Raw genomic sequence first — 14,721 nt, 5'->3', positions numbered from 1 at the left:
TCCGCCAACACATGTGGCACTGTCACACGTCTTCGGCGACTTCCTGAACGAATTGCACATGCTGCGGGGTTCGGCGTCGCCGGTGGCCACGCCGCGAAAGGTGACGCCAGATGCCGGATGACCCACAAGCCGCCGCCACGACGCTCGTCGGTGCGGCGTTCTCCGACGCGGAGCTCGGTCCCGCCGAGGTGACCGCCGCGCTGGAACGACTCGGCGTGTCCGGCGATGCCGGAATCCGGCTCGCCGGGCAGGTGCATCTCGCTCAGCGGGAGCATGCGCGGCTGCGCCGCCGCGAACGTGAGCTCGCGGCCCTGTTCTCCAGCGCACGCGAGCTCGCCGAACTGCGTGACGGCGCCGCCGTTCTGGAGCGTCTCGTCCACCGCGCGCACGAGATGATGGGCAGTGACGTCACCTACCTTTCGGAGCTCGATGCCCCGACCAGGGTGCTCCACGTCCGCACGACGAGCGGCACGGTGAGCCCCGAGTTCCAGCGCCTGCGCGTCCCGCCAGGGCGGGGTCTCGCGAGCGTGATCGTCGAGACACGCGCCGCGCAGTGGGTCACCCGGTACGACAGCTACCGCCGGGACCGCCATGAGCCGACCATCGACGACGCCGTCGCGGCCGAGGGGCTCGTCTCGATACTCGGCGTGCCGATGCTCACCGGCGACAAGGTACTCGGCGTGCTGTTCGTCGCGAACCGTCGCGAGCACACGTTCACGCCCGAGGAGATCGCGCTGCTGTCAGCGCTGGCCGACCACGCCTCGGTGGTGCTGCAGACGGCACAGACCCTGCGCAACCTGCAGAAATCCGAGGACGAGGCACGCCAAGCGCTGGAACGCCTCACCGAGCACCTGGCCGAACGGGACCGCGCGAACACGGTGCACCAACAGCTGGTGCAGGCCGTGCTCGCGGGCGGCGGGTTCGCCCCGGTCGCCGTGACGCTCGCGTCGGCGCTGGGCCGCGCGGTCGCGATCGTCGACGAGCAGGGTCACGTGATCGCGACCTCAGGGCACCCCCTTCCGGCGGCGATGCTCGATCTCGACGGCGCGACACGGGCAGCGATCGAGGAGAGCCGTCGCTCGGGCTACTGCATCCCGCTCGATGGTGTGGCCGGTCTGTGCGCGGTGTCCGCGATGACGGCGGGCAAGCAGTACTTCGGTGTGCTGCTGCTCGGCGACGGCGAGTTCGAGCTCAGCCCTGTCGACAACCGGACGATCGAGCGCGCGGCGCAGGTGGGTGCGCTCCTCGCGCTGCAGCAGGAGGCAGTCGCCGCGGCCCAGCATCACGTGCAGAACGAGGTGCTGGCCGACCTGCTCGAAGCCGTTCCGGAACGGCAGGCCGATGTCGCGCGGCGAGCACGGCGTCTCGGTGTCACGGTCGACGCGCTCGACAGCCTGCTGCTCTTCGCCGTGCCGGGCGAACATCGCGCCGCGGCGGCCCGCACGCTCGGCCAGCTGGTGGGGGAGCGGGCCCTCGTCGGCGAGTATCGCGGGTTCGTCGTCGTCACCCATCCCAGCGAGAAGCTTCCTCACGACGCGGAGGAGCTGCGCGGCCGGGTCGCGCGCGCCGTCTCGGCGCCCGTGCTCGCCGTGCTGCCGCCCCGCTCACCCGGGTCGCTGCCGGGCGCGTTCACCCTCGCGATGCGCACCGCGCGGCTTCTCGCCGCGCTCGGTGTCGACGACATCAGCACCTCGACCGACACCTACGTGCCCTACTCGGCCGTGCTCGACACCGACCCGCGGACACTCGAGGCGTTCCTCGACGACGCGATCGGCGCCGTGCGCCGCTACGACACCGAGCGCGGCACCGACCTGCTGGGCACACTCCGTGCGTTCGTGCACAACGGCGCGAGTCCCACGCGCACGGCGCGGGCGCTCAACTTCCACACCAACACGATCCTGCAGCGGCTGGAACGGCTCGACCGCGTGCTCGGCGGCGACTGGCGCGAGGACGAACGACTGTTCCGCATCAGCATCGCCGTCCGCCTCGACGGGTTGCGGGAGCGTCTCCAGCATGCTTCCGCTCCGTGAACCGGATGGTCCATTCACCCATGAATGCGGAGCGCCTGTGGGCAACTCCTCCATACAGCGGAGGTGGATGGGTCCGTAGGGTGAGGCCGACGCACGCCGTCATCACAACCTTGGGAGCGTCCTCGTATGACACCTGGCCCGATCGCTCATCCGCTGCTCGCCGCGACCGCGGGGTCGCTCGGCGGTGTCGTCGTGCTGGACCTGTCACGCGTGCTCGCCGGACCCTACGCCGCGCAGTTCCTGGCCGACCTCGGCGCGACCGTGATCAAGATCGAGAACCCGTCCGATCCGGACGTCGCGCGTGGCTTCCCGCCGTATCTCCGTCATGGCGACGAGGAGGTCAGCGGCTACTACGGGCAGTACAACCGCGGCAAGCTCGGTCTCGCGCTCGATCTCGCCGGCGAGGACGGCAAGCAGGTACTCAAGGACCTGGTGGCGCGTGCCGACGTGCTGGTCGAGAACTTCCGCCCCGGCACCATGGACAAGCTCGGCCTCGGCTACGAGGTGCTCGCCGAGGTCAACCCGCGCCTGGTGTACACCGCGATCTCCGGGTACGGGCAGACCGGCTCCAGGAGCAGGCGGCCCGCCTTCGACAACACCGCTCAGGCGGCGGGTGGGCTGTGGTCGATGAACGGGTACGCCGACCAGCCTCCGGTTCGAGTCGGTGTGACCATCGGGGACCTGTCCGCCACACTGTTCGGCGTCGTCGGCACGCTCGCCGCTCTCCGGCACGCCGAACGCACCGGGCAGGGGCAACTGGTGGACGTGGCGCAGGTCGACAGCATCATGGCCATGACCGAGACGGCGGTCGTCGAGTACACCGTCGACGGGAAGGTCGCGGCGCCCGCTGGGAACGAACACGCGTGGGTGCGGCCGTACCAGCTGTTCCCGTGCGCCGACGGTCAGGTGTTCTTCGGTGGCTACACCGACAAGCTGTGGCGTGCGAGCTGCGAGCTCTTCGGCACCCCGGAAGCGGCCACCGACCCCGAGATCGACACGATGCGGAAGCGCTTCGACATCGAGGTCTACGAGCGGCGGGTGCGCCCGCTCATCCTCGGCTGGTTCGCCGACCGCACACGGGCCGAGCTCGAGAAGCTCGCGGGCGACGTCATCCCGCTGACGGCGGTGAAGAACATCGGCGAGGCCGTCGATGATCCCGGCACGGCCGAGCGCGAGATGATCGTCGAGGCCGACTACGGCGAGTTCGGCACGCTGCGCATGTTCGGGCAGCCCATCAAGCTGAGCGCGACACCCGCGACCCCCGCCCGCATCGCGAACCGACTCGGTGAGCACGCGGACGCCGTGCTTGCCGGACTCGCGGGTTACGACGCACAGCGCATCGCCGGGCTGCGCGAGCGCGGGGTGATCTGAGTGACGGTCACTCGCAGGGAGACGCTCGCGACCTTTGCCGCGGCCGCCTTCCGCGGCACGTTCACGAACGCGGCCGCTGAGCCGTCACTCGGCGGTGAGCTGCCGCCGGGCTGGGAAGGCCTCTACTTCCCGTTCGACGCACCCGTCGCCGACCTGCGTCCCGACGGATCGCCCGCCCGCGACGGCGTGCTGCCCGAGTTCGACCTGCCTCGCCGCATGTACGCGGGCGAGGACACGGTCTTCCATCGGCCACTGCGTTACGGCGAGGTCGTGGAGCAGGTCGCGCGGAGAGGTGACGTCGTGGAGAAGCAGGGCCGCGGCGGGCGGCTCGTCTTCGCCGACGTCGTGCGCGAGTACCGCGTGGCCGGTGAGCTCGCGATCGAGAGCACCTGGCACGACGTGTTCCTCGAGACCACGCCGCCGTCGCGCGCCGGCGCGCCCGTACCGGCGGAAAGTCCTGATTGGACGGAAGAGGTCAGGCTGGACTCGCGCCAGCTCTTCCGTTTCTCGGCACTCACGTTCAACACCCACCGGGTGCACTTCGACCGGGACTGGGCTCGCGGTGCCGAGGGTCTTACGGATCTGCTGGTGCACGGCCCGCTCACCCGTGTGCTGCTCCTCGACGCGGCCGTCCGGCACGACCCCGGCTCACGCGTGCACGCTTTCACCTTCCGCGCGCAGGCACCCATTTTCGTCGACACGACCGTCTCGATCGGCGGACGCAGGAACGGCGACACGACCGACGTCCACGCGGTCGATGCGACCGGGAACCTGCTCGCGCGCGGACGCGTCATGTGGGGGCCGTCTCACTGAGCGGGTGCTCGCCCGCGTAGCGGTTCGCGATGACGTTCTGCGGGTCGAGGGCTTGCTTGATGGTGGTGGCACAGCGCCAGAAGCCGTCGTCGGTGCGCTCGATGAACGGGCCGGCCGAGTCCACGTCCATCCGTACCGGGTAGATCCCGATGGCTTCGAGCCGCTGCCGCAGCAGTTCCTTGTGCGCATGTGCCGCGGTCACCGCCGCCGCGTCACGGCGGTCGAAGTAGCAGGGGAACAAGCCGAACAACGCCGTCCTGCCTGCGATCTCGTAGAGCTGCGAGGTCGGCATTCCCGTCTCCTCGGCGGTCGCCCGCACCACGCTGCCGCACGAGGCGAGCCGGTCACCGGCGAACGGGATCGTCACATTGACGCACACCATGCCGGGCAGGTCGGGATCGCGATCCAGGTCGATCGTTCCCGGTGGCAGCGCCTTCCCGGCGAGGCCGGCGAATCGGCCGAGTAGCCGGTCCGAGGGGGTACCGTTCATCAGCCGCAGCCGAGCCGCGAGCAGTGGTTCCTGTTCTGCCGCGTGCGCTGGCTGGTCACCGTCGGTGTCCGCGGCCGCGATCCGTTCCACGGTCCCGTCGAAGCGCCGCCGGAGCTCTCGAACGGCTTCGGCCCGCATCGCAGGGGTTCCTCCGAGCATGATCTGCGCGTGCCAGATGGACGGATCAGTGTCGCCGAAGTACTGGATGACCGGGTCGGTACCGTCGGTGATGCGCGCGTGTCCGGTGACGACACCGTCTTCGCGAGCAAGCCACAGTTCGTCGACGACCTCCGCAAGCCGGCTCTCGGCAACGTCGACCGTCAGCTCGGTCAGTGGTGCGATCGGATGCAGCCGGAGCACGATCTTGGTGACGATGCCGAAGCCGGACTGCGCGAACAGTCCACGAAGGTCCGGTCCGAGACCGGGTGGGTAGTGGTGGACCGAGGTCTCGCCGTCGGGCAGGTGCCACAGTCCGGTTCGGACAGTGCTGCCGTTTCCCAGCACCACCTCGATGCCCAGCAGGTCATCGATCCGGGGGCCGAGGTTGCCGCAGCCCCGGTCCAGGACGTTACCGACAATGCTGGTGCCCGTACCCGCGCCGGTCACGTTCAGCTTCAGGCCGGTTCCCTGTTCCGCGAGATAGCGGGACAGCTGCCCCTGTGTCACCCCTGGTTCGATGACGGCGTACCGGAAGCGGGAGTTGACCTCCATGATGCGGTTCATGCGTCCCAGGTCGACCAGAGCGACCGGGCCCTGGCCGGGCAACGCCGAGCCGAAACCCCAGTTACGTCCGGTGCTCACCGGGTGCACCTGCACCGAGGCCGCGCGGGCGACTGTGATCAGGCTTTGCACGTCCTCGAGTGAGGACGGCCGGAGTACGGCGTGAAGTTCGCGAGGAACGAACTCCGAGATGTTCATCCCGTAGTGCGCGAGCTCGTGTGCGTCGGTGGACACCGCGGCCGCACCGAGGGCGGCGCGCCAGCCGCGAACTGCCCGCTCAGGCATGGTCGTCGCCAATGCGATGCACCACGTGTTTGATCCGGGTGTAGTTGTCCATTGAGTACGTTGACAGGTCCTTGCCGTATCCGGAGTGCTTGAAGCCGCCGTGTGGCATCTCGGACGGGTAGGCGAGATGCGTGTTGATGCGCACGGTGCCGTAGTCGAGCTGCCGGCTGAGCCGTAGTGCGCGGGCGTCGTCGCGCGTCCAGACGCCGGCGGCCAGTCCATAGTCGACACCGTTGGCGTAGCGGACGGCGTCGGCTTCGGTGTCGAACGGTTGGACGGTGATGACGGGGCCGAAGATCTCCTTCTGCGTGATCTCGTCGTCCTGGCGCACGTCGGCAACCACGGTCGGCTGGAAGAAGTAGCCGCGCTCGTGGGTCACTTCACCGCCGGTGAGCACCCGTGCGTGTGCCGGCAGCCGGTCGAGGAAACCGGACACTCGCTGGAGCTGACGGGCGTTGTTGACGGGTCCGAACAGCACCGCGGGGTCCGAGGGCGGGCCGGTGCGGCACTTCCCGGCGGCAACGGTCAGGCCGTCCACCAGCTCGTCGTAGATCGCGCGGTGAGCGAGAATCCGCGTCGCCGCTGTGCAGTCCTGCCCGGCATTGGCGAAACCCGCCTCGATGATGGTGTCCGTGGCGGCGGTGACATCGGCGTCCGGAAACACGATGACGGGTGCCTTTCCGCCCAGTTCCAGGTGCGACTGCTTGAGGTGGGTCGCCGCTGCTCTGGCGACCTCGATCCCCGTCTCGACGGAACCGGTCAGCGACACCAGGCTGGGCGTCGGATGCTCGACCATGCGACGGCCGGTGTCGTCCCCACCGCAGATGACGTTCACAACACCGGCGGGCAGGTACTCGGCCGCGAGCTGGGCGAACATGAGCGCGGTGACCGGTGTCGTCTCCGCGGGCTTGAGGACCACGGTGTTGCCCGCGGCGACAGCGGGCGCGACCTTGAGCACCGCCATCATCAGCGGGTAGTTCCACGGCGCGAGCTGCACGCACACACCGATCGGCTCGCGCCGCACATACGATGTGTGCTGCTCGAGGTACTCCCCGGCGGCCCTGCCCTCGAGTATCCGTGCGGCACCGGCGAAGAAGCGGAGCTGATCGACGACGAGGGAAACCTCGGACGCTGCCCGGTTGCCGGTGTTGCGGATCTCGGCCGTGGTGAACTCGTCGGCACGTCGTTCCAGCTCATCGGCGATCTGCAGCAGTGCCAGCTGCCGGGTGGTGGGAGTCGTCGAGCGCCAGGTCTCGAAGCCGGTCGCCGCGGCTCTCACCGCGATGTCGACTTCCGCTGCGCCGGAGATCGGCGCGTGGAGATAGGGCTGCGCTGTACAGGGGTCGATGATCTCCGAAAAGACATCACTATGTGACAGCACGAACTCGCCGTTGACGAAGTTCTTCAGAGTCTCCATGGAGATTGGGCCAATCCTCGCGTCCGTGTCACACACCGGCTGTCACGCTCAATGACTGAAATCCGTGGAATCCCAAATTGTTGTTCCAGTCGAGTTCCTGTTGGTCCACTCGCAGTTGGGGAATGCGACGATAGAGCGTGGCCAAGGCGATCCGGGTCGTGGCGCGCACCAGTGGATCCCCGAAACACAAGTGCCGGCCTGCGCCGAAGGTCAGATGCTCGTTCGGGCTCGGCCGGGTGAGGACGAGCTCGTCCGCGTGGAAGAACTTGTCGGAGTCCCGGTTGGCGGAGCCGATGTAGAGCAGGAGCGGTTGTCCCTGCCGGATATGGGCTTCACTGCCGTTCTGGCATGTATAGGTGAAGTCGTGTCGCGCGACACGGCCGACGAACTGAACCGGGTTGCAGAAACGGAGAAGTTCCTCGACGGCATCGGCTGCGGTGTTCGTGTCGACCAGCAGTTGCCGCTCGCTGTGGTCTCGCTGGTCCACTGTGTACACGCTGTTTCCGATGAGGTAGCGGATCGAGGCGGTACCTGCGAAGAGAAGCAAGGCCGACTGCGCGAGAACCTCGTCCTCGTCGAACCGGTAGCCGTGGATGTCGGTCGTCAGCATCTGGTGCATCAGACCGGCCCGCTGTTCGGACAGCGTCATGGATTCCCGTGACGAGAGGAACTGCATCAGCTCCCGGGTGCTGTTCTGCGTCCGGTAGACATGTTCCGCGGACACATGGGTGGAGCCGAAGAGGTGCCCGATGTCGTCCGTCCACCGCGTCAGATCCGCATGGGCTTCACTCGACACACCCAGCAGATCCGCGATGACGATGGCGGACAGTGGGAAGGCGAAGTCGGCCATCAGGTCGAACTCATCGTGATCGACACTGTCGAGCAACCGGTCGACCGCGCGCTGGATCAGGGTGTCGACTCGCTCGCCCCGGAACGGGGCATAGCTACGGTTGGCCTGCCGTCTGAGCCGGGTATGGCTGGTGCTGTCGTGAAAGGCCAGCCAGCGTTCGAACACGGCCAGCATGTCGCCGAAACCGGCTCGCTGGTCGGGTGGCAGGAACCGCAACGGCACTGCGGCTCGCTCATTGGACAGCCGCTCCTCGAGGATCAGTGCCCTGCAGTCCGCATAGCCGAAGAACAACCAGGTGCCGCCGAAAATGTTCTCAGAAAAGAAAACCGGTTGTTCGCGCCGCATCTTCGCGTAGAAAGGAAACGGATCGGGAATATATCCGCTCTCATTGTGTGAGAAGGTGGCCGCCGAAAAGTCTTGCAACATGCTGGATTCTTCCTTCGCTGTCATCCGGCGCGCCGATTATGTGAAGCGAGTTGATTCTAGGTATGCCTACCTGGCAAGTTGCTGACCGGTTTGCGCTTGAGGTTCGTTGCTCTTTTACGTGCGCCAGGATGCCCGTCGCGATGATCACTACTGATGCGGTGCGGATTGGCTATGGAGTAGCCGGAGGAAGCGTCCGTCAGCTTCGTGGCGTCAGGTATCCGCGGGAGAACGCGGTGGCCACGGCTGCCGCCCGGTCGTTGACGCCGAGCTTCGCGTACACGTGCAGCAGGTGCGTCTTGACCGTCGCCTCGCTGATGAACAGCAGCTTGGCCGCCTCGCGGTTCGTCGAGCCGCGGGCGATCAGCTCCAGCACCTCCAGCTCACGTTGCGACAGCGGCTCGGACGCAGGCTGCCGCATCTGCCCCATGAGCCGGGTCGCGACGGCGGGGGAGAGCACCGCCTGCCCCTGCGCGGCCGCCTCCACCGCACGGAACAGCTCCTCCCGCGGCGCGTCTTTCAGCAGGTAGCCGGTGGCGCCCGCTTCGATCGCGGGCAGCACGTCGCTGTCGGTGTCGTACGTGGTGAGTACCAGCACCCGCGCGGTCACGCCCCGCTTCGCCAGCTCCTTGATGGCGGTGACGCCGTCGGTTTTCGGCATCCGCAGATCCATGAGGATCACGTCGGGCCGGAGCTGCTCCCCGGCAGCGATGGCCTCGGCGCCGTCACCGGCCTGGCCGAGTACCTCGAAGCGCGGGTCGGCACTGAACATGCCCTGCAACCCGTCCCGCACCACCGGGTGGTCGTCGACGATCAGAACCGTTATCACCGCACACCCCCGGCCGGAATCGCCGGGAGAGAAGCCGAGATCGCGGTACCGCCACCGGGCTCCGACTCGATGTCGAGCCGGCCCGCGAGGCGCTGCACCCGCTGCCGCATGCCGGCGAGCCCGAACCCGCCGTTCGTGGAACCGTTGGCACGCTTGACGTTGGGCTCGAAACCCACCCCGTCGTCCCGCACGTCGAGCGTCACCAGGTCCTCCATGTACGACAGGGTCAGGCCCACGCGGCTGGCCTTCGCATGCTTGGCCACGTTGGCGAGCGCCTCCTGCGCGGCCCGCAGCAGCGTCACCTCGATGTCAGTATGCATCGGCCGGGGGTCGCCGGTGGTGGTCAGCACCGCGTCGATGCGGCTCATCTCCGACCAGCGCCTGGTGACCTCGCTGATCGCGTCCGGGAGCCTGGCCTCGGCGAGCACCGCCGGCTCGACCGCGTGGACGGTCCGGCGGGCCTCGGTGAGGCTGTCGCGAGCCAGGTTCATCGCGTTGGCGAGGTACCGGCGCAGTGTCGATGGCTTTTCCATCGTCTGCTCGGCTGCCTGGAGCTGGGTGAGGACGCCGGCCAGTCCCTGGGCCAGGGTGTCGTGGATCTCCCGCGCCATCCGCTGCCGCTCGTCCAGCACCCCGGCCTCGCGGGCCTGGACCAGCAGCTGGGCGTGCAAGGCGGCGTTGTCCTCCAGCGCCGCCTCCAGTTTCAGGTTGGCCTCGTGCAGCTCGGCGAGGGCCTGCTTCTGCTTGTCGTTGCGTCGGTCCGCCATCTCGGCGAAGTAGGAGAACGCCCCGGCCAGCAGCGTGACGATCACGCCGAGGAGCAACCAACCCCACCACAGGTCGTCGGCCACGATGTTGGACAAGCCGCCCAGGTACGACATCGTTGAGACCATCGCCGTGGCGGCGACGCCGGCGTACCGCCAGCGGCCCTTCAGGCACTGGAACGCCTGTGGGTAACCGACGAAAGCGAAGAAGCCGTACCAGGGCGCGAGCGCCACCAGGCCGAAGGCCAGGAGGATGACACCCGTGAAGTACAGGACCATCAGCGGGCCGTTCTGGTGCCACTCCGGGTGGAGTGTGTGGAACCAGAGCAGCCAGATCGTGGCCGCGAGCGTGAGGCCGAGCACCGCCGGATAGGCCACCGGCATCTGCCAGATCGGCTGCAGCAGCGTGATGAGGGTGCTGACCGCCAGGAGGAAATAGGGAAGGACCTCGAAAACCCTGGCCTCCCGCCGTTCCAGACGGTCGAACTCCGCACGCAGCTCGGCCTCGATGCTCATGACTCACTCCCAGCGGAAGTACCGCGCGGCCAGCCCGCCAGCCACGATCGTCCACCCCAGCATGACGGCCACGTGCAGCAGGTCCGGCCAGTGACCGGTTGCGGCGTCCTGCAATGCCTGCACGCCGGCGCCCAGCGGGGTGAAGTCGCTGATCGTCCGCAGGACGTCGTTCATCGTCTCACGGGGCGCCCACAGACCGGCGAAGAACAGGACAGGGAAGAACAGCACAGACCCGATCGCTCCAGCGCTCTTGCCGCTGGGCGCCAGCGAGGCCACAAGCAGTCCGATCGCGAACATCGCCAGCGCACTCAGCAGATACGCGACGAGATAGGCGGGCACCTGGCTCGGCAGGCTCACGTCGAACGCCAGCCGCCCGATGGCCAGCACGACCAGCATCGTGACCACGGACATGATCGTGGACATCAGCAGCTGCGCGCCGAGCATGACCGGCGGCTTGACCGGGGTGGTCCGCAAGCGTCGCAGGATGCCCTTCTCCCGGTAGGTGGCGAACTGCTGTGGCAGGCCGTTCATCGCGAACATGGCGATGGCCATCGCGACGATGATGGGTGCGTACAGGTCGATGACCCGCAGCCCGCCGAGTGTCTCGTCAGGCTCCCGGAACGCCGGGATCGCGCCGAGGATGACCAGCAGGATCGGCGGGAACGCGAGCGCGAAGAACACGCTCATCGGCTCGCGGAAGAACAGTGTGGTCTCGGTTGCGGTGAGTCGGGACAGCGCGGACATCGTGGTCTCCTCAGGCGTCGATCTTGCGGCCGGTGAGTGCGACGAACGCGTCGTCGAGTGAGGTCTGTTCGACCCGCAGGTCACCGGCGACGACCTCGTTGCGGGCGAGCTCCGTGGTCACGGCGAGCAGCAGGTTCCCGGTGCCGGTCACGATGAGCTGGCCGCCTGCCCGCTCGACGGCCGTGACCTCGGGCAGCGCCGCCAGCAGCGCGTGGTCGATGGGTGCGGACGGCCGGAAGCGGATCCGCTGCCGGTCGTCGACCGTCGCGACCAGCCCTGCCGGGGTGTCGAGTGCGACGAGCCTGCCGGAGTCGATCACGGCGAGCCGGTCGCAGAGCCGTTCCGCCTCCTCCATGAAGTGCGTGACCAGCACGATCGTGACGCCGCGGTCGCGGATGTCCTCGATGAGGTCCCACGCGTCGCGGCGGGCCTGCGGGTCGAGGCCGGTGGTGAGCTCGTCGAGCACCGCCACCTTCGGGTTGCCGACCAGCGCGAGCGCGATCGACAGCCGCTGCTTCTGCCCGCCGGACAGTCGCCGGAACTGGGTGCCCAGCTTGTCGGTGAGCCCCAGGGCGTCGATCAGCTCCCGCCAATCGACAGGGGCACGGTAGAAGGAGCTGTACAGCTCCATCGCCTCGCCGACCTTCAGCTTGTCGGGCAGCTCGCTTTCCTGGAGCTGCGCGCCGAGCAGCTGCCGCAGCTCATCGGTGTCACGTCGTGGATCGATGCCGCAGACGCGGATCGCCCCGCCGTCCGGTGTGCGCAGCCCCTCGACGCACTCGACGGTGGTGGTCTTACCTGCCCCGTTGGGACCCAGGATGCCGAAGATCTCGCCCTGCTCGACGGCGAAGCTGACCCCGTTCACCGCAGTGTGGTCGCCGTAGCGTTTGACGAGGTCGTCTACCTCGATGATTGCCATGACTCCAAGCGTGCCGTCCGGCGGGGTTCGCCGAATCGACCGCGCGGCCAGGGCTGGTGCCGAACCCGGTGGGTTCCTCGATCAACCAATCGGTTGATGCGGCGGGGTACTCACCGGACAGTGGTCTGCAGGGGTCGGCGGTGCGAGGTAGAGGTCGGCTGCCGTGGCGTGCAGCTTCGGAACACAGCTCGCGTCGCGCCTGGATGGGCCAGATGCCGCGCTGCGGGGAGAGCTTCTCGCCGCGCTGCTCTCGGGCATCGGCCTCCTGTGCAAGAAGATCGGCACGTCCGCCATGACGAACGCCGACCGCGAGACGCTCACCGCCTACGTCGACCGCATGGTGGAACCATTGCACACCCCCGCCGGTGATCGGGAGCCGGTGCCGATGTCAGACGTGTAGTGGGGGAGCGCAGTCAACGTCCAGTAGGGACGGCCACAATGGACTGTGCGGTTGCGACGATCGTGCGGGCGACGTCCTTGCTCCGCAGGCGCCCGGCGCGTAGCTCCTCGGCGGCACCGTGCACGACGTAGTGCACGACACCGACGAGCCAGTTCATCGGCAGGTCGTCGCGGAACACGCCGTCGGCCTGACCACGGCGAATCAGGTCTTCGACCCGCTGGGCCGGTGCGGCGTGGAGCTCGCGAATGCGCCCCGCGGGCAGCGTTCCCTCGGCTGCTGCCAGCAGTGCCTTGGACTCGGCGACCAGTCTCCAGCTGGATTCGAGTAACCGGGCCAGCGCGTCGCGTGCGTCCCCGGTGAGGTCGACGGCGGACAGTGTCTCCTCGCCGACGCGCAGTGCCTCGGTCAGTGCCGCTTCGACCAGCTCTGCGCGGTTACGGAAGTGACCGTAGAGCGTCATCCGTCCCACGCCGGCCGCCTTGGCGATGTCATCGATGGTCGCCTCCGGGTTGGCGGTCAGAGCTTCGCGTGCCGCGGAGACGATGCGGGCGATGTTGCGCTCGGCGTCGGAGCGCCGGCGTGCTCCGGCAGTGGGAGTAGGCATGCCTCCAGCATAACTCGTACGGGCATGTACGGGTTATGCTCGTCGTTGAAACTCGTACTCGGATGTACGACTTAACCTGGGAGGCTTCCGATGACACACGACGAGACCACCGACGCGGCCGCGCAGCACAGCGCGGCTCACCCGCGGCGCTGGCGCATTCTGGGTTTCCTCGGTGTGGCCCAGCTGATGTTGATCCTCGATGTGACGGTCGTGGCGATCGCGCTGCCGGACATCGAGACCGATCTCGGCCTGAGCCGCGCGACGCTGACCTGGACCGTCAGCGCGTACACGTTGACCTTCGGCGGACTGATGCTGCTCGGCGGGCGGATCGCCGATCTGATCGGCGCCAAGCGGGTGGTGCTCGCCGGTCTGCTGCTGTTCACCGTGGCGTCGCTGGTGACCGGTCTCGCCGGGTCCTCGGCCATGTTGCTGGGTGGCCGGGTCGCGCAGGGGGTGGGCGCGGCGCTGTTGTCACCGGCGGCGCTGTCGCTGGTCGTCACGCTGTTCGAGGGGAACGAGCGGAGCAGGGCGCTTGGGGTCTGGTCAGCGCTCGGCGGTGGTGGAGCGGCGCTCGGCGTGCTCGTGGGTGGCCTGCTGACGGCAGGCCCTGGCTGGCCGTGGGTGTTCTTCGTCAATGTGCCCGTTGGTCTGGTGATCCTCGCCGCCCTGGCCCGGATGTTGCCGCGCCAGAGCGCGGTCGTGCCCAACGCCCGGTTGGACGTGCTGGGCGCGCTGCTGGTCACCGCATCGTCCGGCGCCGTGATCTACCTGCTGGTCAACGCCGGGGACCAGGGGTGGGTCACCAGCGGCAACGCCTGGCTGCTGGTGCTGGCCGTAGCCGGTTACGCGGCATTCGTGGTGTGGCAGAAGACTGCCCGCTCACCCCTGATGGACGTGTCGCTGCTGATCCGGCGTCCGGTGGCGACCGGCACGTTCCTCATCCTCATGGCGACCGCGTTGATGATCGCCGTGTTCTTCCTCGGCACCTTCTACTTCCAGCACGCGAACGGATACGGAGCCCTGCACACCGGGTTGCTGTTCCTCCCTGTTGCGCTGGCGACGATGTTCGGCGCTCAGCTGACCGGCCGCGTACTCGGCCGCTGGGGTGCGCGCCGGCTCGCCGTCGCCGGACTGCTCGTCGCCGCGATCGGGATGGCCGTGCCCGCCCTGTGGACGTACCCCGCGGCCGTGGTGGCCGGCGTGGCCATCGCCGCCGCGGGGACCGGTGTCCTGTTCGTCGTGGCGTCGGCGACCGCGCTCGGCCAGGTGGCTCCCCACGAGAGTGGAATCGCGTCCGGCATCGTCAGCACCTTCCACGAGTTCGGTGCCTCGCTCGGAGCCGCCGTCGTCTCCAGCGTCGCGGCCGCGAGCTTCGCGGGTGCCACGCTCACCGGGTTCACCGACGGTTTCGTCGTCACCGCCGTCGCCGCGGGGGTGGCAGCACTCGTGGCCGGTTTCCTGGCACCAGGACGAGCCGCCAGGACCGCGTGATCTCCACGGAGGTAACGGGGTGACCCGAACAGGGGCGTCGCTGTTCACCCGGTGG

At 68.3% G+C, this 14,721-nt stretch carries 13 protein-coding genes; 5 read left to right on the top strand and 8 right to left on the bottom strand.

The window, feature by feature from the left end; all coding sequences use genetic code 11:
* Window positions 1–110: 110 nt before the first annotated feature.
* The 3 genes from ABZ863_RS16090 (at window position 111) to ABZ863_RS16080 (ending at window position 4,214) form a co-directional block, all read left to right on the top strand.
* Window positions 111–2,030 (top strand): GAF domain-containing protein, encoded by a 1,920-nt coding sequence (locus ABZ863_RS16090; RefSeq protein WP_358535875.1) that lies wholly within the window; start codon window positions 111–113, stop codon window positions 2,028–2,030.
* A 126-nt stretch (window positions 2,031–2,156) separates the two neighbouring features.
* On the top strand, window positions 2,157–3,401 hold the full coding sequence (locus ABZ863_RS16085) for a CoA transferase (protein ID WP_358535873.1): 1,245 nt from the start codon (window positions 2,157–2,159) through the stop codon (window positions 3,399–3,401).
* On the top strand, window positions 3,402–4,214 hold the full coding sequence (locus tag ABZ863_RS16080) for a hypothetical protein (RefSeq protein WP_358535871.1): 813 nt from the start codon (window positions 3,402–3,404) through the stop codon (window positions 4,212–4,214). It begins immediately after the preceding gene.
* Here ABZ863_RS16080 and ABZ863_RS16075 read toward each other — a convergent pair.
* The 7 genes from ABZ863_RS16075 to ABZ863_RS16045 all read right to left on the bottom strand — a co-directional run bounded on the left by ABZ863_RS16075 (window position 4,192) and on the right by ABZ863_RS16045 (window position 12,171).
* On the bottom strand, window positions 4,192–5,709 hold the full coding sequence (locus tag ABZ863_RS16075; protein WP_358535869.1) for an FAD-binding oxidoreductase: 1,518 nt from the start codon (window positions 5,707–5,709) through the stop codon (window positions 4,192–4,194). The genes ABZ863_RS16080 and ABZ863_RS16075 overlap by 23 nt on opposite strands.
* The gene (locus ABZ863_RS16070; protein WP_358535867.1) at window positions 5,702–7,126 is read right to left on the bottom strand and encodes an aminobutyraldehyde dehydrogenase; all 1,425 of its coding nucleotides are present in this window, start codon (window positions 7,124–7,126) and stop codon (window positions 5,702–5,704) included. Before ABZ863_RS16070 ends, ABZ863_RS16075 begins: the two co-directional genes overlap by 8 nt.
* 28 nt (window positions 7,127–7,154) lie before the next feature.
* On the bottom strand, window positions 7,155–8,426 hold the full coding sequence (locus tag ABZ863_RS16065; RefSeq protein ID WP_358535865.1) for a cytochrome P450: 1,272 nt from the start codon (window positions 8,424–8,426) through the stop codon (window positions 7,155–7,157).
* A 172-nt stretch (window positions 8,427–8,598) separates the two neighbouring features.
* The gene (locus tag ABZ863_RS16060) at window positions 8,599–9,228 is read right to left on the bottom strand and encodes a response regulator transcription factor (protein WP_358535863.1); all 630 of its coding nucleotides are present in this window, start codon (window positions 9,226–9,228) and stop codon (window positions 8,599–8,601) included.
* Window positions 9,225–10,508, bottom strand: a complete 1,284-nt coding sequence (locus ABZ863_RS16055; protein ID WP_358535861.1) for a sensor histidine kinase — start codon at window positions 10,506–10,508, stop codon at window positions 9,225–9,227. Before ABZ863_RS16055 ends, ABZ863_RS16060 begins: the two co-directional genes overlap by 4 nt.
* 3 nt (window positions 10,509–10,511) lie before the next feature.
* Window positions 10,512–11,252 (bottom strand): ABC transporter permease, encoded by a 741-nt coding sequence (locus tag ABZ863_RS16050; protein ID WP_358535859.1) that lies wholly within the window; start codon window positions 11,250–11,252, stop codon window positions 10,512–10,514.
* 10 nt (window positions 11,253–11,262) lie between these two features.
* The gene (locus ABZ863_RS16045; RefSeq protein WP_358535857.1) at window positions 11,263–12,171 is read right to left on the bottom strand and encodes an ABC transporter ATP-binding protein; all 909 of its coding nucleotides are present in this window, start codon (window positions 12,169–12,171) and stop codon (window positions 11,263–11,265) included.
* A 163-nt stretch (window positions 12,172–12,334) separates the two neighbouring features.
* On the opposite strand from ABZ863_RS16045, the gene ABZ863_RS16040 reads away from it, so the two are divergent.
* Window positions 12,335–12,571 (top strand): hypothetical protein, encoded by a 237-nt coding sequence (locus tag ABZ863_RS16040; RefSeq protein WP_358535855.1) that lies wholly within the window; start codon window positions 12,335–12,337, stop codon window positions 12,569–12,571.
* Window positions 12,572–12,584: 13 nt separating this feature from the next.
* On the opposite strand, the gene ABZ863_RS16035 is transcribed toward ABZ863_RS16040, so the two are convergent.
* The gene (locus ABZ863_RS16035) at window positions 12,585–13,175 is read right to left on the bottom strand and encodes a TetR family transcriptional regulator (protein WP_358535853.1); all 591 of its coding nucleotides are present in this window, start codon (window positions 13,173–13,175) and stop codon (window positions 12,585–12,587) included.
* Window positions 13,176–13,265: 90 nt separating this feature from the next.
* Between ABZ863_RS16035 and ABZ863_RS16030 the strand changes: the two genes are divergently transcribed.
* On the top strand, window positions 13,266–14,666 hold the full coding sequence (locus ABZ863_RS16030) for an MFS transporter (protein ID WP_358535851.1): 1,401 nt from the start codon (window positions 13,266–13,268) through the stop codon (window positions 14,664–14,666).
* Window positions 14,667–14,721 lie beyond the last annotated feature (55 nt).

This window comes from Saccharomonospora sp. NPDC046836, assembly GCF_040645195.1.
Taxonomy (GTDB): Bacteria; Actinomycetota; Actinomycetes; order Mycobacteriales; family Pseudonocardiaceae; genus Prauserella_A.
The sequence above is the reverse complement of the archived record's forward strand: the minus strand, read 5'-3'. Positions and strand labels throughout refer to the sequence as shown.

Coding starts and splice junctions, on each gene's coding strand:
- ABZ863_RS16090 (WP_358535875.1), top strand. CDS start 111: ATGCCGGATGACCCACAAGCCGCCGCCACGACGCTCGTCGGTGCGGCG.
- ABZ863_RS16085 (WP_358535873.1), top strand. CDS start 2,157: ATGACACCTGGCCCGATCGCTCATCCGCTGCTCGCCGCGACCGCGGGG.
- ABZ863_RS16075 (WP_358535869.1), bottom strand. CDS start 5,709: ATGCCTGAGCGGGCAGTTCGCGGCTGGCGCGCCGCCCTCGGTGCGGCC.
- ABZ863_RS16070 (WP_358535867.1), bottom strand. CDS start 7,126: ATGGAGACTCTGAAGAACTTCGTCAACGGCGAGTTCGTGCTGTCACAT.
- ABZ863_RS16065 (WP_358535865.1), bottom strand. CDS start 8,426: ATGACAGCGAAGGAAGAATCCAGCATGTTGCAAGACTTTTCGGCGGCC.
- ABZ863_RS16055 (WP_358535861.1), bottom strand. CDS start 10,508: ATGAGCATCGAGGCCGAGCTGCGTGCGGAGTTCGACCGTCTGGAACGG.
- ABZ863_RS16050 (WP_358535859.1), bottom strand. CDS start 11,252: ATGTCCGCGCTGTCCCGACTCACCGCAACCGAGACCACACTGTTCTTC.
- ABZ863_RS16045 (WP_358535857.1), bottom strand. CDS start 12,171: ATGGCAATCATCGAGGTAGACGACCTCGTCAAACGCTACGGCGACCAC.
- ABZ863_RS16035 (WP_358535853.1), bottom strand. CDS start 13,175: ATGCCTACTCCCACTGCCGGAGCACGCCGGCGCTCCGACGCCGAGCGC.
- ABZ863_RS16030 (WP_358535851.1), top strand. CDS start 13,266: ATGACACACGACGAGACCACCGACGCGGCCGCGCAGCACAGCGCGGCT.